18 protein-coding genes and 1 tRNA gene are annotated in these 18,124 nt (G+C 68.6%); 5 read left to right on the top strand and 14 right to left on the bottom strand.

Annotated features, from left to right (window positions below):
• Window positions 1-290: 290 nt before the first annotated feature.
• Window positions 291-1,841, bottom strand: a complete 1,551-nt coding sequence (locus F4560_RS42610; protein ID WP_184928680.1) for a hypothetical protein — start codon at window positions 1,839-1,841, stop codon at window positions 291-293.
• 282 nt (window positions 1,842-2,123) lie between these two features.
• On the opposite strand from F4560_RS42610, the gene F4560_RS42605 reads away from it, so the two are divergent.
• On the top strand, window positions 2,124-3,386 hold the full coding sequence (locus F4560_RS42605) for a hypothetical protein (RefSeq protein WP_184928679.1): 1,263 nt from the start codon (window positions 2,124-2,126) through the stop codon (window positions 3,384-3,386).
• A 147-nt stretch (window positions 3,387-3,533) separates the two neighbouring features.
• Here the strand turns inward: F4560_RS42605 and F4560_RS46415 are convergent, their stop codons facing one another.
• The 13 genes from F4560_RS46415 to F4560_RS42545 all read right to left on the bottom strand — a co-directional run bounded on the left by F4560_RS46415 (window position 3,534) and on the right by F4560_RS42545 (window position 14,795).
• Window positions 3,534-5,261 (bottom strand): DUF2326 domain-containing protein, encoded by a 1,728-nt coding sequence (locus tag F4560_RS46415; RefSeq protein WP_184928678.1) that lies wholly within the window; start codon window positions 5,259-5,261, stop codon window positions 3,534-3,536.
• Window positions 5,258-5,506 carry an ABC-three component system middle component 6 gene (locus F4560_RS42595; protein WP_184928677.1) on the bottom strand — a complete coding sequence of 83 codons (249 nt, stop codon included), beginning with the start codon at window positions 5,504-5,506 and terminating at the stop codon, window positions 5,258-5,260. Before F4560_RS42595 ends, F4560_RS46415 begins: the two co-directional genes overlap by 4 nt.
• Window positions 5,503-6,429: an ABC-three component system protein gene (locus F4560_RS42590; protein WP_184928676.1), complete on the bottom strand. Its 927-nt coding sequence runs from the start codon at window positions 6,427-6,429 to the stop codon at window positions 5,503-5,505. The genes F4560_RS42595 and F4560_RS42590 overlap by 4 nt, the downstream gene beginning before the upstream one ends.
• A 228-nt stretch (window positions 6,430-6,657) precedes the next feature.
• Window positions 6,658-6,783: a hypothetical protein gene (locus tag F4560_RS45885; RefSeq protein WP_281392010.1), complete on the bottom strand. Its 126-nt coding sequence runs from the start codon at window positions 6,781-6,783 to the stop codon at window positions 6,658-6,660.
• A gap of 622 nt (window positions 6,784-7,405) precedes the next feature.
• Window positions 7,406-7,479: transfer RNA gene (locus F4560_RS42585), tRNA-Pro, on the bottom strand.
• Window positions 7,480-7,655: 176 nt separating this feature from the next.
• A complete protein-coding gene (locus F4560_RS42580) occupies window positions 7,656-8,774 on the bottom strand; it encodes a sensor histidine kinase (RefSeq protein WP_312869814.1) in 1,119 nt (372 codons plus the stop codon).
• Window positions 8,768-9,424, bottom strand: coding sequence for a response regulator (locus F4560_RS42575; protein ID WP_184928675.1), 657 nt, complete (start codon window positions 9,422-9,424; stop codon window positions 8,768-8,770). The genes F4560_RS42580 and F4560_RS42575 overlap by 7 nt, the downstream gene beginning before the upstream one ends.
• Before the next feature lie 21 nt (window positions 9,425-9,445).
• Complete coding sequence (gene der, locus F4560_RS42570) at window positions 9,446-10,852, bottom strand: ribosome biogenesis GTPase Der (RefSeq protein ID WP_184928674.1); 1,407 nt, start codon at window positions 10,850-10,852, stop codon at window positions 9,446-9,448.
• Window positions 10,849-11,493 carry a lysophospholipid acyltransferase family protein gene (locus F4560_RS42565; protein WP_184928673.1) on the bottom strand — a complete coding sequence of 215 codons (645 nt, stop codon included), beginning with the start codon at window positions 11,491-11,493 and terminating at the stop codon, window positions 10,849-10,851. Before F4560_RS42565 ends, der begins: the two co-directional genes overlap by 4 nt.
• A complete protein-coding gene (cmk, locus tag F4560_RS42560; RefSeq protein ID WP_184928672.1) occupies window positions 11,490-12,218 on the bottom strand; it encodes a (d)CMP kinase in 729 nt (242 codons plus the stop codon). The genes F4560_RS42565 and cmk overlap by 4 nt, the downstream gene beginning before the upstream one ends.
• Before the next feature lie 80 nt (window positions 12,219-12,298).
• Entirely contained in the window at window positions 12,299-12,961 is a 663-nt protein-coding gene (locus F4560_RS42555; RefSeq protein ID WP_184928671.1) for an SDR family NAD(P)-dependent oxidoreductase, read from the bottom strand.
• Between the two features lie 80 nt (window positions 12,962-13,041).
• Window positions 13,042-13,470 carry a MarR family winged helix-turn-helix transcriptional regulator gene (locus tag F4560_RS42550; protein WP_184928670.1) on the bottom strand — a complete coding sequence of 143 codons (429 nt, stop codon included), beginning with the start codon at window positions 13,468-13,470 and terminating at the stop codon, window positions 13,042-13,044.
• A gap of 218 nt (window positions 13,471-13,688) precedes the next feature.
• Entirely contained in the window at window positions 13,689-14,795 is a 1,107-nt protein-coding gene (locus tag F4560_RS42545) for a DUF1015 family protein (RefSeq protein ID WP_184928669.1), read from the bottom strand.
• A 20-nt stretch (window positions 14,796-14,815) separates the two neighbouring features.
• On the opposite strand from F4560_RS42545, the gene F4560_RS42540 reads away from it, so the two are divergent.
• From F4560_RS42540 to F4560_RS42525, 4 genes are all read left to right on the top strand, one after another.
• The gene (locus F4560_RS42540) at window positions 14,816-15,298 is read left to right on the top strand and encodes a cation:proton antiporter regulatory subunit (RefSeq protein WP_184928668.1); all 483 of its coding nucleotides are present in this window, start codon (window positions 14,816-14,818) and stop codon (window positions 15,296-15,298) included.
• 5 nt (window positions 15,299-15,303) lie between these two features.
• A complete protein-coding gene (locus tag F4560_RS42535) occupies window positions 15,304-16,488 on the top strand; it encodes a cation:proton antiporter (RefSeq protein ID WP_184928667.1) in 1,185 nt (394 codons plus the stop codon).
• Window positions 16,489-16,628: 140 nt separating this feature from the next.
• The gene (locus F4560_RS42530) at window positions 16,629-17,828 is read left to right on the top strand and encodes a S8 family serine peptidase (protein ID WP_184928666.1); all 1,200 of its coding nucleotides are present in this window, start codon (window positions 16,629-16,631) and stop codon (window positions 17,826-17,828) included.
• A gap of 19 nt (window positions 17,829-17,847) precedes the next feature.
• Window positions 17,848-18,078, top strand: a complete 231-nt coding sequence (locus tag F4560_RS42525) for a hypothetical protein (protein WP_184928665.1) — start codon at window positions 17,848-17,850, stop codon at window positions 18,076-18,078.
• Window positions 18,079-18,124 lie beyond the last annotated feature (46 nt).

Genomic DNA, 18,124 nt, shown 5'->3' with positions numbered 1-18,124 from the left:
CGCCCGCCGGTCCCCGCGCTGCCTGTTGTCCTACACGCGCTTCGAGGCGACAGGAGGCCGGCCGACTATCGCCTACTGCACCCGGTGTTTGCGCAACCCGGTCAACCGCCAGATCATGACGTTGGAAGCGCGAGTGGGTGTTCCCAACACCTCCGACGTGCACAAGCAGTACCCGCCGGTGGTGCTCGTACGGCCGCTGCCGTCGACAACCTATCCGGTCTGCAGGCCTACAGATTCTCGGTGACGCTGCCTCGTTCGGCGACCTCGCCCAACGCTTCGACATTCCGTCTTCACCGACGTCCGCTGGCGTAGAGAGTCCGTCGGACCACATCAGGACGAACCAACACGTCCAGGAGGTACAGGTAGCCCAAGAGCGGAAGGTCATCCGGGATCGAGCCATCGTGGTGGGCGAGAAGGGCGTTGGTAAGCGCGACACGCCCGGACCTGTTGGTGCCGTGGCCATGGGTCGCATTGCGCAGCAGCTTGATGTACTCAGCCGCAGCCTTCTCCTTTGTCAACCTGGTCACACCTGCGGTGTCCGCGATCTCCAACTCGTCGGCTCCAAAATGGCGCAGCATGTAGAAACCGTTCTGCACGTCTTTGAGCGCCTTCACAGCCCGCTCGGCGGCAGGCAGAAGGATTTCAGCTGCGGCGGGTGGGATGACGGTCCTCAAGTGCCCCAGCGTCTTCTCCGCGAACGACAACGTGCTGTGGGTATCGATGTCGCGGCCGACTAAGCGGCTGAGAGTGTCGAGCACGGAGTACAGCAGCACACGGCGTGCGTTCGCGTCGCGGTGCGATGCTTGGATCGACACCACTCGGCGGAACAGCTGTTCGGCCGTGAGCAGCGCTTGCGTGTGCTTCACCGGCACGTAGGCGCCGGTGCGATCAGAGAACACGGCAGGGTCGGTCAACACGCCGAAGAACTCGTTGAGCTGGGCGGTCCACCACTCGACAGCCTCCGAGCAGGCAGTCGCGCTCACCTCAGGCGTCCGCACGGGTTCCGTAGCTCCCGGCACAGACATCAGGTGAAGCATCTCGGCGGCGTCGCCCTTGGTCCCGGCGAGCGGTCGTCCCAGACTGAACATGAGCGGCCCGAGGTCACGGGTGGCCATAAGGCTCCAGACCGCAGGGCTCAGGGATCCGCGGAGTACGACGACGTAGGGATCCAAGAACTTGATACCGTCGTACAACTTCTCCGACGAGGAAAAGATCAATCCTCCCGCACGAAGTGCTTGACGTGCATGACCAACAGCCCTCGCGTCATCACTGCGGAGTTGGTCGTCGTACTCCACCCGCAAGAGCACACTCGCCAGCCTCGCTCGAAGCGACAACTCCTCGGCGCGCTGAATCACGTGCACCCCGGCGTTCGCGAACACGCGGACCGATCCGTCACCCTCCAAGCGCATGTCGACCAGTCCGGCATGGATCTCCTCGGCTGTAGAGGGCAACTCCGACCGGCTCGCGACCGTGGCCTGCAACTGGAACAGGCTGAACAGGTCGACCGGATCCCGCGTTCGCTCCGCCCGCTTGGCGCGTCGTTCCAACGCCCGCTGCACGTCCGGCGTCCGCGATACCTCCAGCGCTGGACCCGCCAAACCCGCCAACCGGCCGAACTGAGGACGAGCCTGCCGAGGACCCGCCAGGTGGTGCACGGTGACCAGGCTCGGAGGACCGTTGCGGTACGCCTCGTCAGTCTTGATCTGCCAACGGCCGGACTTGCGGTCGAGCAGGCGACCCTGCAACCCTGCGGCACGCATGAGCCCGAGAGGGTCACCGCCCCAGGCCCACAGTGGCAGGTGGACAACCGTCGAGGTTGGGACATCATCGCTACGGGCCACGAACCGATGGTAAACGTCGTGACGAGGCGCACGTCGCACTCACCCGAGGCCGGACAGGATGGCTCATCAGCGCGACGTCCACATCACAGGCCCGCCCGGGACGGCACGCATCTGAAATGCTGTCCCGCTGCACGAGCACGGAGCGGAGGAAGCGCATGTCGGAGTGACCATCGGCGCCTCCCCAAGCTTGACGTGCGAAGCTGAGCCGTGCCCTTGTTGCTCAGTGATATGCAACCCGAACGAGCTGAACGGATCTTCCTACACCCTTTGCACCAGAAGGGAGTGAGTGCTGTCCTGCAACTGATCACGTCGTTGCGGCAGTGTCGGTGCGCTGAGGACTATTTCCACTTCCAGCAGAATCTGCTAACACAGGTACTGGCAGTTCAAGGGCACCGCGCGGGGTGTCGACGGGTCGCGAAGCTTCTTCAGCAAGGCAAGAAGGTACCGACCGACGCACCCGAGCTGAGATCCAACGAGCCAGCCGCCAGCCACCAGACTTGGACGCTGGAAGCTGATGTATGTGAGCGCGTGGACCGCCAACTGCGCTCGATCGCCGATGCACTGGCCTGGCGGGTGTTCAACTACGACCGGCGGGTCATCATCGCGCTCTCGCGAAATCAGCACCCCGGTCCGATGGTTGGCAAGAAGGGCCTCACTGCGGAACTCGCTTTCGTGACGGACTGGTGGCACGAGGAGCGTCGGTTCGTCCTGCTCCACGACTTGACGTCGTGCCTGCGCATCGGTGACGCCACGTTGTTCAAGGAAGCCGGGAACGAGTACGAGGCGTACCTGTACGAGATCAAGTCCGATCCCAACCGCACCGCGTCCGGACAGCTCCGTCGGCAGCGTATGGCCGAGGAGGCGATCCGCTCGGGTGGCCCCTTGCCGGGCATCAGTCCCGGACGGCTGGTACCGCTCGACATCTCGTACAAGACCCACCTCAACCTGCTTGGCAAGGCATTCGAACTCGCGCACGTGCGCGGGGTTCAAGGCGTGAAGGTCCCCGGCGGTCGGGCGGTAGTCGCCACCGACATAGTTCGCGGCTACGAGCTGTGGCCCGAACAAGAACTTCTCGACCGGACGGCTGTCGAGCATCTTCAGGTCGTCAAACGTGCTCGCATCCTGGACGTCGGCCACCTGGTGTATGCACGGAGCGACGATCTGGTAGCACGCTCGCCGACGATGCCGCCGTGGGCGATCTATCCGCTACCGCCTGAACTGTGCACAAGACTGATCACCGACTACGCGATGTTCTTCGTCACGATGTCGAGCGAGTCATTGCTGGCTGCGCTCGACGACGTCGGCCTGGAAGCTGAGTGGATACTTCCTCAGGATCAGCCAGTCAGGGCGGATGACGTGGTTCTCCGAGCGCACTGCGGCGGCCGTACTGTCGAGCTGCACTGGATCGAGATGCAGCAACGGCTGTTGCTTGAATTAGCGGATCTCGGGACGTGGGCCGAAGGCGTCAAACAGTTGCTGCACCGCAACGACACTGGACACCGACCATGGCAGTCGTTCACCGCAGAGTCGAAGGTGTGGGCGTAGCCGCGAAGAGGAACCACACGGGCTCCCCGATGTACCTCGATGGGAAGCGGGTACAGGACTCTTCGAAGCCACAGAACTCGGCGACCCCCGTCGTGCGCAGGTGAGCGCCTGAGCGGCGCGCCGGCATGATGGCTGACACCTCCGTGGTCAGAACCGGAGACCGAAGAGTCCGCCGTCGTCACCGTGGTCGGTGAGGCGTTGGGGCAGCACGTAATCCTCGACCTCGCGACCATTGGGCAATTCTGCCGGGGTCTCGTCGCTGTTGAGCGTAACGATGTACTGGAACCCCTCGGCGTCGGCGAGTTCGGCACCCAGTTGCAGGGCGGTGGCTCGCTGGCGTTCGTCGACTCCGTCGAACAGGTGACTGTCGTGAACGAGAAAACCGGGGCCGCGTCCGCGCCGCGACCACAGCGTGACAAGGTCGACGTCGAAGCAGTAGACCTGCATGTTGGTGATGCCCTTGCTGCGACCGCGGGGGATGGTGGCGGTGATCTCAGGACCGTTGTCGGTGGCGTTGATGATCAGTCGGCCGTGTTGTTGGTCGGCGTAGAGTCGCTGGGACAGCCGTTCGAAGGTGACGAATGCCGGACCGAGCATCTGTTGACGTTCGGCGAGGTCCCGAGTCAGTGCGGCGGCGAGCTTCTGGCGTTCCAGCCGTAGTTCGCCCTGTTGGGATTCGAGAGCGACGGCGTTCTCGTAGCGTTGCCGCAACTGCTCAACCCGGACCTGCCGTCTGGCCACGTCTCGTTGCAGTTCGAACAGCGTCTCTGCGGCACCACCGCTAGCCAGCAGCCGGAGTCCGTCGGAGCGCCGCTCAGCGAGCCGGTCTCGTTCGGCGGTGTTGGTGGCGAGGTCGTTGGTGATCCGTCGGATCTCGGCCGCGAGGTATTGCCGTCGGTTGGCGATGACGGAGTCGTGGAAGGCCTGGACTTCGTCGTATGCGGCCAGCGCGACCTCGGGCAGTTGCACCTCCGCCGCGGCGTACAGCTCGGCGAGCCCGGTGGATCGCGCGCCCTGGACCTCGTCGAACGAATTATCCAACTGGGCCAGGTATTCACGATCCGAGATCATCTGGTTGTTGAGCGCGCGGATCTGCTGCCCGAGGCGGGTGACCTCGACCTCGGCGGTGGTGTATGCCGGGATAACGGTGAAGTCGGCGACGGATCTGGCCAGTGTGTTCAGTTCATCCTCGGCTCCGGCCAGCTCGCTGGCCAGCTCGCCGGAGTTGCCGACGATCTCGCCGAGCGCGCCGTCCTGGGAGGCCTTGCGGAGAGTGTCCATCTGCCGTTCGCGTTCCCGCAGCCGTTGCCACGCCCGAGGCAACTCGACGTCGAGCCCAAGCAGGAACGACAGGTTGACCTGGACGTCCCAGGTCATCTGCTGACTGAAGTGCTTGGTCGGGGTCTGGAAGCCACCGGCGGACTGCCGCCGTAGGAAGTAGCTGATGCAGGAGCGGAACGACGGAGCCCAGTCGCCTTCCTGCGACAAGCCGAAGACCCCAGCCGCGAGCCTGCGCTTCCACTGCTCGTTGCTGATGGTTTCCTCGTCCTCGCCCTCACCGTCGTCGGTGGGCGTGGCGATGGTGACCTTGCCCGGTGTCGCACCGTCCCGTCGAACACGGACCCGACGGCCCGCGAGGTCGAAGGTCATCTCGAACCAGTGCTCATCGAGTGGCGGCATCCGGAACACGCTCTTGGGATCGGCCTTCCCTCCGAGCAGGTAGTGCAGAATCTCAACCAGGCTGCTCTTGCCGCTGCCGTTGCGAGTGTCGGTCTCCTCGGACTTGTCAGTGCGATCGGCGAGCACGATGTTCAGTCCCGACGTGAACCGCAGGCCCTTGAACTTCGGCAGGCTGCTGGTGACTTCGTGGATCACGACTTGCCCACCTTCACGATCAAGCCGTCCTGCAACCGGATGGTTCCCAGAGCTCGAAGCAGATCAAGGGCCAGGACGAACCAGTCGAAAGTCACGGTGGCTTCCTGTCCGTGGAGTCGACGCCGCCGAGCCAATGCCTCCCAAGCTCCGCTGACGGTAGTCGGGCCATCGAGGTCGCTCAGGACCTGACCGCCGATGTAGAGCAGGGAACGCTCGGGCCGCACGCCCTTGGTCGGAGTGATCACGCAGCCGTCCCCGACCAGTCTGCGGGCGGGTTGTCGAAGATGTCGCAGGACTCGAACAGGAACGCCAGCAGCGCCAGCGAGGCCGTCGCTTCCCGTGATCCCTGGGCATGGGCCGCGACGCGGTCATAGAGAAACGCGAACGCCTCGTCGCCCGACATCCCCCTGTGTTGCAACCTGAGCCACTCGGCCCGCATCAGCATCCCGACGCGATCGCGCAGCGTCGGGTCAGGGTTGTGATCGAAGTAGCCCTCCACCATCCGGGCCTGAGCGATCCCAGCCATGATCATTCGCCGCGGGTACTCGGTAAGCTCGTTGTAGTCGAGCTTGCCCGGATCCACGACTGGCAGGTCGACGGCATCCGATGTCCAGGATCCACTGTGCAGCGCGAGACCGGCGACCGCATCAGCGACGTCACCGCGGTCGAGAACACGCATGTACCGTTCACGCGGCGGATTCCCGAACACGCGGATCAGCCGCTCCTCCGACAGGTCGACGGTCAACTCCAGCAGGTGGGTGGGCGACCACTGGTCGATGACCAGGGCGGGGTTCGCCGTCTTGATCTTCTGTAGCGTTTGCACCGTGTCCGGGGGCAGACCGTCGTGCTGGTTGTGCACGAAGATCCACGATCGCATCGAGGACCACTGGGCCTTCGCACCGGCGAAGTCCTCCTCGATCTTCTTCACCCACTTCGCCAGGTCGACCCGCGACGGCGCGTACACCTGGAAGACCGTGTCGGTCGACTGCTGATACCCGTCGCACTTGCGATCGCCGTCCTTGCCGGCAGGACGGACGCGAATGAAGTCGCTGCCGTAAACGGCTTCCATCACGTCGTTGAAGTGGTCCTGGAACGCAGTGGCCTTCTTAACGTGCAGGGCTAACTCGGCGCTGTGCCGGAACCACCAGTAAGCGAGCCGGTCCTCCACTCGGCCACCTCCTTCCTCCACCACGCCCGATTCGCGACCTTGCTCGTTGCGCCCCGACGAGTGATCTGGGCAGAGCGATTCTGCCAGGCGGCGCGCCCCCGAACCGCGCGACTCGACGAGTCCGCCTTCTCCGGAGGATCGGAGGACACTCACCGACCGTTACGGTCGTGCCCGGTCCAGACCTCAAGCGGCTGGACACGCCCAGCGTGATTGACGTTGTCGTGGACCTCAGTCGGCCCCGCCGAACAAGAACGTCAGCGCCACAACCGCGCCGATGACCACTGTGACCGCCCGCACGACAGGAGCAGTGCCGACCACCGGCGGCGTAGACCGATCAAGATCAGCGACGGTCATCAGGTACCTCCGCCGGGTTGTCAACCTCGAAACGGCCCTCGATCACCAGCATGCCGGCGGAAAACCGCTGGTCGGACCTGAGACCGTCTGCGTGTAGCCCTGCCGGGGATTCGAATCTGGGCAGCTACTGCCACATCCTTCGCATCCACCGGCCGACACGACGATGGCCTCGGAGCGCTACGGCCCCTGCGGATCTCCGACTCGACGGCGCAGCCGCCCGCCCAGCCCATACAACCTGATCCCGTGACCGGACATGCCCCCCGGAACACCACCCCAGACGACCACTGCACGAAGGCCGCCTGTGCTGTCACTACAGCAAGGCACAGCGCAACAGGTGCCAGCGTGCACGAACCACGAGATCCACCCTTGCCAGGACGACTTGGACAACACTGCCGCACACGCCGCGCGGCCAGGAAGAACACCCGAATGGAGGACACGATTCGCTTTAGCCAACGCGACCCCATTTCGCCCCGCGCGACCCGATCCTCCCAAAATCCTCCCAAACGCCGAGTTACCAGCCAGTACAGACCACTGTGGACGGTCATCCCAAGATCGAAAAAAGCGCACGAAAAAGCCCGCTGACCTGGTGTTATATCCAGATCGAGCGGGCTTCTTCAGACCGTCGGGACGACAGGATTTGAACCTGCGACCCCTTGACCCCCAGTCAAGTGCGCTACCAAGCTGCGCCACGTCCCGGCCGCACCCCGTTGTGGGGTGCGCGGCAAGCTTAGCGCACGCTACAACGGGCCCCCGACGCGACCCCCCGACCTCGCCGATTGGGGGATCTGCCTGCGGAAATGGCAGAGGCCCGCGTGTGCGGGCCTCTGCGCTCCCCTCGGTCTCACCGCTCCCCCGGGTCGACGCCGTTCCCACTATGCGTTCGCCGCGTTTCGTGCACTACCGCCGAAAGTCGAGTCATCCCTGTCAACTTTCGACGGACCCACCGGTAGCTTCGCGTGCACGGCGAAGCTCCCATCGGCCCGCGCCGTGGTGGTCAGGGTTCCGCCTACGGACGTCACACGTTCTCGCAGGCCGTGCAGGCCGTGGCCGCCCTGGTCCTTCGCCGGCACAGGAGCCGTCGGCGGGCCGTTGACCACCGCCACGTGCACATGTCCGTCCTGTTTCGACAGTCGCACTTGGACCGTGGCACCGGGCGCGTGCTTGGTCACGTTGGTCAGCGCCTCCTGCACTACCCGGTACACCGCTCGGCCCGTTGCGGGTGGTGGGGGTGGGGACACGTCGTCTTCGTAGTGCACGGCCAGGCCTGCCGATGTCGCCCGCTCGATCAGGGCCTGAAGGCCTTCGTAGCCGGGTGTCGGTTCCGTGTTGAGGAGGCCCAGTGCCGCTCGCATCTCGGCCAGGGATTCCTTGGCCAGCGCTCGTAGACGCAGGGCCGTCTCCCTGGTGTCGGCATCCTCGGTGGTGGCCGCCAGCGCTGCCGACTCCACCGCGATCAGGGTCGTGTGGTGCCCCACAGCGTCGTGGATCTCCCGTGCGATCCGGGCACGTTCCGACGCCCGCGCCCCAGCCTCACGCGCCTCCAACTCGGCGGTACGGGCGCGGGAGGCTTCGGCGAGGCTGGCGGTCAGTTCGCGTCTCGTAGTGATCAGGGCGCCCAAGGCCGTGGGGGCGCCTGACATGAAGAGGCTGAAGGCGAACGTCAGCAGCGCGGAACCGGGGCCCAGGCGTTGGGTCACCACCACCAAGGTGGAGGGAAGGACCGTCGCCAGTGTCACCCAGGTGATCATCACCGGGACCGACGACTTGCGACCTACCCGGTACATGGCTACGACGGTGGCCGGCCAGCCCAAGCCGCCGATGAGGCCTGGGAGGCACACAAAAGCCGCTACCGATGGCTGCCAACGACGCACCGGCAACAAGAGGCACGCCGCCAGCGCCGTGGGGATCGACCACGAGTACGGCACGTAGTCGGCCATCAGCGCCATCGCCGCGGGCACCAGCACGACCAGGAGCTCCAGGAAGATCACCACGTGCCCACCCGATGCGCCACGAGGGCGGCTTGCACGCGGTTCTCGACGCCGAGTTTCGTCAGCACGGTGGACACGTAGCTCTTCACCGTCGCCTCGCTCAGCCCCAGCGACGCGGCGATGGCGCTGTTCGGCCGCCCGCTCGCCAGCAGTTCGAGCACCTGCCGCTCACGGGCGCTCAACCCGTCGAGCTGACGGTTCTCCCGCAGTCTGGTCGCACGCAGCTTCGGCAGCAGCCGCGCGGTGATCCGGGGATCCAGCACCGCCCCACCGGCCGCCAGGTCGAGCACCGCCCTGACCAGGGCTTCCGGCTCCGCGTCCTTCAGCAGGAACCCTTGGGCGCCCAGCTCCAACGCGGTCGCCACGTAGTCGTCCAGGTCGAACGTCGTCAGCACCGCCAACGCCGGCGGGTCGGGCCAGGTCAGCAGCTCCTTCAACGCGGTGAGGCCGTCCATGCCCGGCATCTGCACGTCCACCAGCGCCACGTCCGGCCGGAACCGGCGCGTGACGTCCAGCAGACCGACGCCGTCCTCCGCCTCGGCGACGACCTCCACCCGGCCGTCCGCCTCCAGCAACACCTTCAACCCTCGGCGGAGCAGCGCTTCGTCGTCAGCGAGGACCAATCGCACCGGCACGACGCCAGGCAACCGCATTCCGCCTGCCGGAGCAACCGATCACTTCTTCTGGCGCTTCTCCCGCACCCGCACCGAGACCCGCACCGGGCTGCCCGCGAAACCGAAGTCCTCGCGCAGCCTCCGCTCGATGAACCGCCGGTACCCGGCCTCCAGGAAACCGGTCGTGAACAGCACGAACGTCGGCGGGCGGGTGCTCGCCTGGGTGGCGAACAGCACCTTGGGCTGCTTGCCGCTGCGCACCGGCGGCGGGGTCGCGGAGATCAGGTCGGTCAGCCACGAGTTCAGCTGCCCGGTGGAGATCCGGGTGTCCCAGGACTTCAGCGCCGTCCGCAACGCGGGCGCGAGCTTGCGCACCGAGCGTCCCGTCAACGCCGAGATGTTGACCTTCTCGGCCCACGGCACCCGGACCAGGCCCCGTTCCAGCTCACGCACCATCGCGTGCCGCCGGTCCTCGTCCACGAGGTCCCACTTGTTGAACGCCAGCACGCACGCCCGACCGGAGTCCACGACCATCGACAGCACCCGCAGGTCCTGCTCGCTGATCGGTTCGGCCGCGTCCAGCAGCACGACGGCCACCTCTGCGGACTCGATCGCGGCCTTGGTGCGCAGCGACGCGTAGTACTCCGCGCCGGACGCGAAGTTCACCCTTTTGCGGAGACCGGCCGTGTCGACGAACCGCCACATCTCGTCGTCCAGCTCGACCAGCGAGTCGACCGGGTCGACGGTGGTGCCCGCGACCTCGTGCACGACCGACCGGTTCTCGCCGGTCAGCCGGTTGAGCAACGACGACTTGCCGACGTTCGGCCGGCCGACCAGGGCCACCCGCCGCGGACCACCGCGCACCGCCTCGAACGTCTCGCGCGGCGTCTCCGGCAGCGCCTTCAGGATCGCGTCGAGCATGTCGCCCGAACCACGTCCGTGCAGGCCGGACACCGGGATCGGCTCACCGAGGCCGAGCGACCACAGCGACGCGACCTCGGCCACCAGCCGCTCGTCGTCCACCTTGTTCGCCACCAGCATCACGGGCCGCTTGGACCGGCGCAGCAGCTTCACGGCGGCCTCGTCGTTGGTCGTCGCGCCGACGGTCGCGTCCACCACGAACAGGATCGCGTCGGCGGTGGCCATGGCCAGTTCCGCCTGCGCGGCGACCGCGGCCATCATGCCGACGGCGTCGGGCTCCCAGCCGCCGGTGTCGACCACCGTGAACTTGCGGCCGTTCCACAGCGCGTCGTACGCCACCCGGTCGCGGGTCACGCCCGGCACGTCCTGCACGACCGCTTCACGGCGGCCGATGATGCGGTTGACCAGGGTCGACTTGCCCACGTTCGGCCGGCCGACCACGGCCAGCACGGGCATCGGGGGCGCGCCGCCCTCCTCGCCCTCCACCGTCTCGTCGAACGCGGTCCAGTCGGACTCGTCCGCCCAGGTGCCGTCCAAGTCCGTCATCTGACTTCTCCTCGCTGACTGTCTAGCTCGGCCACAAGAGTGGCCAAGCGGTCGCGGACCTGCTCGGTGGCCTTCTCGAGCGCCTGACGACCTTTGTCGGTCGGCAGCTCGAAAGGCTCGCCCACGAGCACGTCCACCACGGGCCGGAACCGTCGTCCGGAGCCGGCCGGGCGCAGGGTTCCCCGGCACGCGACGGGCACGACGACCGCGCCGGTCGAGCGGGCGAGCCAAGCCGCGCCGCGCTGGGCCTCGGCCACGTCGCCCGTGCCGCGAGTGCCCTCGGGGAACACACCCACCACGCCACCGGCCCGCAGCACCTTCTGCGCCGCGAGCAACGGCGCCCGGTCGGGCTCGCCGCGCCGCACGGCCAGCTGGCCGATCTTGCGCAGCAACGTGCCCACCACGCCCTTGAACATCTCCTGCTTGATCAAGAACACCACACGCCGGGGCAGGACGCCGAACAATATCGGCCCGTCCGCCATCGAGCTGTGGTTCGCCACGACGACCACGGGGCCATCCGCCGGCATCCGCGACACGCAATGCGACCGTACCCGGAACGGCGTGCGGGCGGGTCCGCGCGCGATCCACCGTCCGATGTCGTGCAGCAGGGCGGACGAGCCCTCGGGGAGCTGGTCGGTCACCCGTGCACCCGTCCGCTCGGCTGGGCCAGCAGCCCGTGGTCGCCCACCAGGTCCATCAACGCCGCCAGCGTGCCGGCGAGGTCGAGCGACGTCGTGTCCAGCACCACCGCGTCGCCCGCCGCGCGCAGCGGCGACACCGCGCGCGTCGAGTCGTAGGTGTCACGCCGCTGCACGTCCGCGAGCGTCGCGTCCAGCGTGGACTGCCGGCCGGACGCGCTGTCCTGCTTGGCACGGCGCTGGGCGCGGGCCTCGGCGTCGGCCGTCAGGTAGACCTTGAGCGGCGCGTCGGGCACGACGGCGGTGCCGATGTCACGGCCCTCCACCACGATGCCGCCCGCCTCCGCCAGGGCCTCGGCGATGATCCGGCGCTGCTCGGCGACGAGCTGCGCGCGCACCTCGGGCACGGCCGAGACCGGTGACACGGCGAGCGTCACCTCGGGGCCGCGGATCTCCGTGCCGACGTCCTCGCCGTCCAGGAACGTGGTCGAGCGGTTCGGGTCGGTGCCCTGGACGAGCACCGCGTCCCGCGCCACCTTGGCCACGCCGGCAGGGTCCGCGAGGTCGACGCCGGCGCGCAGCACGGCCAGCGTCACCGCCCGGTACATCGCGCCCGTGTCCAGGTAACGCGCGCCCAGACCGGCCGCCAGCCGTCGCGCCGCTGAGGACTTGCCGGTGCCGGACGGCCCGTCCAGGGCCACCACGCCACGCAGCTCACCGTGTCCCACGGGGTTGTCCTCCTCAATGCGACGACGGTCGTCAACCTCCAATTGTGCCTGGTGCGGCCCGTCACACCCGCATCAGGTGGTCAGTCGCGGCCGCCGTCGACCAGCAGTTCCTGTCCGGTGACGCCGGATGCCGCCGGTGAGGCGAAGAAGACGACGGCCGCCGCCACCTCCTCCGGCGTGGGCAGCCGACGCAGCGGCGTGTGCGCGATCACGTCGGCGACGGCGTCAGCGGGGAGGCGGTCGAGCGCCGGTGTGGCGGTCAGACCGGGCAGCACCACGTTGACCGTGACGCCTGCGGGGCCGACGTCCCAGGCGAGGCTGCGTGCCGCGCCGTGCATGGCGGCCTTGGCGGCGCCGTAACCGTCGGCGCCGCGCATCCCGGACCGCGCCACGCCGCTGGACAGGAGCACAACGCGACCCCAGCCGGCTGCGACCATGCCCGGTAGATAGGCCTTGACCAGTGCCAATGAACCCTCGACGTTCGCGCGCAGAGCCTCACGCCAGTCACCGCGCGGCCACACGACCGCGTTGTGCACGAGCACGTCGACCGGTCCGGTGGCGGCCAGCAACTCGGCCGCGCCGTCCGGATCGGCCAGGTCGAACCGCTCGGCCCGCAGCCCCAGCGCCTCGGCCCGGTCGCGCTGTCCCTGGTAGGTCACGATCACCTCGTGCTCCGCGGCCAGCGCCGTGCTGATCGCGGTGCCGATGCCTCCCGCGCCGCCGGTGACGATCGCTTTCCTCATCCCGTTCCCCCATTGCATAGCCGGACATGTAAATGGTCGTGCGTTCGCCGACCGCGATCCGCGGTCAGCGGGTCAGCGGGTCAGCGTCCGAAACTCTTGGCGAGCAACGCGACCAAGCGCTCGCGTTCACCCCGGTCCAGGCCCGCGCCGAACTCCTCGTCCACCTTCCGCCACAGTCGTTCGACTGCGTCGCGGACGTCGCGGCCCCGGTCGGCCAGCAGCACCCGGGACACCCGCCCGTCACGCGCGTCCGGCTCGCGGCGGACGAACCCGCCCGCCTCCAGCCTGCGCACGGTCTTGGCCACCGTCGACTGCTCGACGCCAAGCCGGTCCACCAGCTCACGCTGACTCAGACCGTCGTGCCGCCACAGCTCCCCGAGCAGCATCTCCTGCCCCGGCGCCAGACCCAGCTCGGCCATCCCCTGCTGCATCCGCGACCGCATCCGCTTGAACGCCAACAGCAACTGGAAAACGTCGGCGGACTCGAACCGGTCACCGACAGAATACATAGCCGGCCATCCTTCTGTCACCCTCGGGTTGTCGGTCACTGCTGTCCGGTCCGCGTCCGCATCGCCGGGACCGCGTGGCCGGCGCGCAGACGCAGTGGCGCGCAGACGCACTGCTTCGCAGGGGTACTCGCCCAGGGGACCCCTGCTTTTATTCTGCCGGCGGGGTCCGACATTTCCGGCGCCTCGACCACCCCCGTCACCATGCGCCCGACCCTAGGTCAGTCGTCACTATCGAGATCGGCGAGCAACAGCCCGCTGCGCGGCTTGGGCGTGAAGTAGGTGCTCTTGCGCGGCATCCGACCGCCCGCGGCGTGCACCGCCAGCACGTCGTCCAGCGGCACGGGCGCGATCAGCAGCAGGGCGTCCGCGTCCACGGGCGCGCCGCCGGTCACCGGACGCACGTGCGGGCTCTCCGGGTCGAGCCCGAGCGCCTTGTCCAGCAGCACGGTCTCCACGAACGCGTGGTCGGCGCCCGGCGGCAGCTCGACCCGGACGGCGCTCGAACCGGCCACCGCGACCACCACTCCCGGCGACGGACGGGTCGAGGCGTCGACCTGCGTCACCTTCAGCCCGGCCGAGCGCCACGCGGCGGTGAGGTCGGCCAACGTCAGCCCGGTGCCGACCAGGGCCCGGTGGATCGGCCCGATCCGGAGGTCGGGACCGGCGGTGACCAGCGCCAACAGGCCGGACAGCCCGGCCGTCGCGGCCACCCGGTGGTTGCCGTCGGCCACCATCAGCGGGTACTCGCCCGCGGCGGCCAGCAGCGCGTCCTGGCGTTCGCCCGGCCCGACCAGCCAGAGCCAGTGCCGCCGCCCGCCCGGATCGACCACGGACACGGCGGGCTCGTCGTCCACCTCCGCGACCAGCTCCGTCAGCCGGACTTCACGGCCCACCGGCACGAGCATCGCCGCACTCGTCAGGCAGCCCAGGCCGGAGAGCACGCGGGCGCGTTCGGCGACCACGTCCGGGTAGACGTCCTCGGTGTGCCCGACCGCCGCCGGGTCGACCATGCACAACAGCCCGTACGCGGTGCCGTCCGGGCCGTCGACCCGGTAAGGCGCGACCACGTCCCTGACCTCGCGGTATGCGTTGCGGCGCAGGTGGGCGAGCTCGGCGCGGGCCTGGGGCAGGGCGTCGAGCAGGCTCGACCCGGCGGCCAGCGCGGCGGGCGTGCGGTGCGGGTGCTGCACGGCGAGCAACGTGCCGGGGCGAGCGCGGGCGAGCGCGGCGACGATGCGCTCCGGCTCGGCGAACTCGTCCACATCCGGTCCGGGCACGCGGTCCCGCACCACCCATCCCCGGCCGATGGCCCGAACACGTTCCATCGGCAGATTATGATCGCGGTGTGAACGTCGAGGTGACGCCGCTACCGGGGATCGGCACCCGTCAGGACTTCATGATTCGCGCGGGCCGACGGGTCGGGGTGGTGACGCACCGTGACGGCAAGTTCGAGCTGATCGTGTCGCACCAGGACGACCCGGACGGCTGCGCGGCCTCGATCGCGCTGACGCCGTCGGAGGCGAGCACCCTGGCCGGGCTGCTCGGCTCGCCGCAGCTGGTGGCGCACCTCGAAGAGCAGCACCGCGAGGTGGCGGGCATCTCCACCAAGCAGTTCCCGATCGTCCCGGGCTCCCGGTTCGACGGCAGCCCGCTGGCCGAGACCGAGCTGCGCACCCGCACCGGCGCGTCCATCGTGGCCGTCGTGCGCGCCGGTTCGGTGCACCCGTCGCCGCGCCCGGACTTCGTGTTCGCGGGCGGTGACCTCGTCGTCGTGGTCGGCACGTCGGACGGCCTCACCGCCGCCGCCGAGTTGCTGGGCGGTGGCTGAGCACCTTGCACAACACCGCAATCGCACTGATCCAATTGGGTGCGGTCTTCTTCGGGCTGGGCTTGCTCGGCAAGATGGCGTGGCGGATCGGCATCTCCCCGATCCCGCTCTACCTGATCGGCGGCCTGGCCTTCGGGCAGGGCGGCCTGGTGCCGTTGCACGGCATCGAGGAGTTCTCGCACATCTCCAGCGAGATCGGCGTCATCCTGCTGCTGCTCCTGCTCGGCCTGGAGTACTCGGCCGCCGAGCTGATGACGGGGCTGAAGCGGTCGTGGACGGCCGGTGTGGTGGACATCGTGCTGAACGCGACGCCGGGCGTGATCGCCGCGCTGGTCCTGGGCTGGGGCCCGGTGGGCGCGCTGGCGATGGGCGGCGTCACCTACATCTCGTCGTCCGGGATCATCGCGAAGGTGCTCGGCGACCTGGGCCGGCTGGGCAACCGTGAGACGCCGGTGGTGCTGTCGGTGCTGGTCTTCGAGGACCTGGCGATGGCGGTGTACCTGCCGATCCTGACCGCCGTGCTGGCGGGCGTGAGCTTCGTCGGCGGGCTGACCGCGGTGGGCGTCTCGCTCGCTGCGATCACAGTGGTTTTGGTCATCGCGCTGAAGTTCGGCCGGTACGTGTCGGCGCTGGTGGACAGCCCCGACCCGGAGGTGTTCCTGCTCAAGGTGCTGGGCTCGGCGCTGCTGGTGGCCGGCGTGGCGTCGCAGTTGCAGGTGTCCGCGGCGGTCGGCGCGTTCCTGCTGGGCATCGCGATCTCGGGGTCGACGGCGGAGAACGCCACCCGGATGCTGGAGCCGCTGCGCGACCTGTTCGCGGCGATGTTCTTCGTGGTGTTCGGGCTGAACACGGACCCGGCGTCGATCCCGCCCGTGCTCGGGTGGGCGGTGGCGTTGGCCGTGGTGACGACGTTGACGAAGGTGGCCACCGGGTGGTGGGCCGCACGACGGCAGGGCATCGGGCGGATGGGCCGGGCACGGGCGGGCGCGGCGCTGGTGGCGCGCGGCGAGTTCTCGATCGTGATCGCGTCGCTGACGGTGGCGTCCGGCGCGGTGGACGGCGAGTTGGCGGCGCTGGCGACGGCGTACGTGCTCCTCATGGCGGTGCTCGGTCCGGTCGCTGCCCGCGTGGTGGAGCCGTTGGCGCAGAAGTTCACCCGAATGCGTGGCACCGCACCCGCGCCGGCGTGATCTGTATCTTCCGCCGGTCCAGCGCCTCCACTAAGGCATACCAACCACGTTTGCGCCAGGGGCCAACACTTACGGCCGATTGAGTACAAGCGTGTTCCGGGGTTAAACCTGACTGCATTCCCACCCCGAAGGGGGTCGTCATGTCACAACCAACGGGCGCCGAGACCACTGGCCGCTACCTGGTGCTCCTCGAAGACAGATCGGTCGCGGCCGGTGCGCGGGAGATGAGCCGCGTCGCCGGCATCAGCACCGCCAGCAGCGCGGATTCCGCGACCAGGGAAGAGCTCGCCGCGGCGGACGGCGTGATCTTCCAGGACCTGGGCATCGCCGTCGTCGACGCGACGCCGGACCAGGTCGCCAGGCTGTCCGAGGCCGCCGCGGCCCCGGGCCCGATCTCCGTGGTCGAGGCCGAACGGGTCGTGCAGGCCTACACCGCCACCGACACGGGCACCGACGAGGCCGCGGCTCCCGCCGTGGACGAGTCCGTGTTCACGTGGGGGCTCCAGGCCGTCGGCGCGAACCTCAGCACGGTCACCGGCAAGGGCGTGCGGGTCGCCGTGCTGGACACCGGTTTCACGGTCGCGCACCCGGACTTCGCGGGCCGCACCGTGGTCACGCAGTCGTTCATCACGGGCGAGACGGTGGACGACGCGCACGGCCACGGCACGCACTGCATCGGCAGCGCCACCGGCCCGCGCCGGCCCGCCGGCGGCGGACCCGGCTACGGAGTCGCGTTCGAGGCCGAGATCTACGCGGGCAAAGTGCTGTCGAACTCGGGCTTCGGCTCGGACAGCGGCATCCTGGCCGGCATCGAGTGGGCCATCGCCAACGGCTGCGCGGTCATCTCGATGTCGCTCGGCGCGGCCGTCCGGCCGGGCACGCCGCACTCGCAGATCTTCGAGCAGGCCGCCACGCGGGCGATGGGCAAGGGCACGCTGATCGTCGCCGCGGCCGGCAACGAGAGCAAGCGGCCGGGGCGGGTCAACCCGGTCGGCCACCCGGCGAACTGCCCGTCGATCCTCTCCGTGGGGGCGATCGACGTGCAGCGGGCGATCGCGTCCTTCTCCTGCGGGACGGTCGACACCATCGGCCAGATCGACGTCGTCGGACCCGGCGTGGACGTCTACTCCAGCTGGAACAAGGAGGACGGCGGCCTCGGGATGCGCAAGCGGATCTCGGGCACGAGCATGGCGACGCCGCACGTGGCGGGCGTGGCGGCGCTCATCGCGGAGAAGTACGGCTCTCGCGGGTGGGAGCTGTGGGCGAGGTTGTCGCAGTCCGCTCGTCGACTGGGCTTGCCTTCCACGGATGTGGGTGCAGGATTGGTGCAATCACCCTGACGCCCTGACGGAGGCGCCCGTGGACAAGGTCGTGGTCTCGGTCGCCGACGACAGCCTGGACGACCTGCCCGCCGTGGTGTCCGCGTTGCGCGACGCCGGAATGGTGGTGGAGGACGTGCTGGAGACGCTGGGCCTGGTCACCGGGTCGGTCGCCCCCGAAGTGGGCGACCTGCTCGGGGCCGTGCCCGGCGTCTCGCGCGTGGAGCTGGACCGCGAGGACGTGCGGCTGCCGCCGATCCCGGACGTGTGATCGGCCGGCGGTGACGCTGCGCATTTTACCCGGCCTACACCACCCG

It is taken from the genome of Saccharothrix ecbatanensis, from assembly GCF_014205015.1.
GTDB classification, from domain to species: Bacteria; Actinomycetota; Actinomycetes; order Mycobacteriales; family Pseudonocardiaceae; genus Actinosynnema; species Actinosynnema ecbatanense.
The sequence above is the reverse complement of the archived record's forward strand: the minus strand, read 5'-3'. Positions and strand labels throughout refer to the sequence as shown.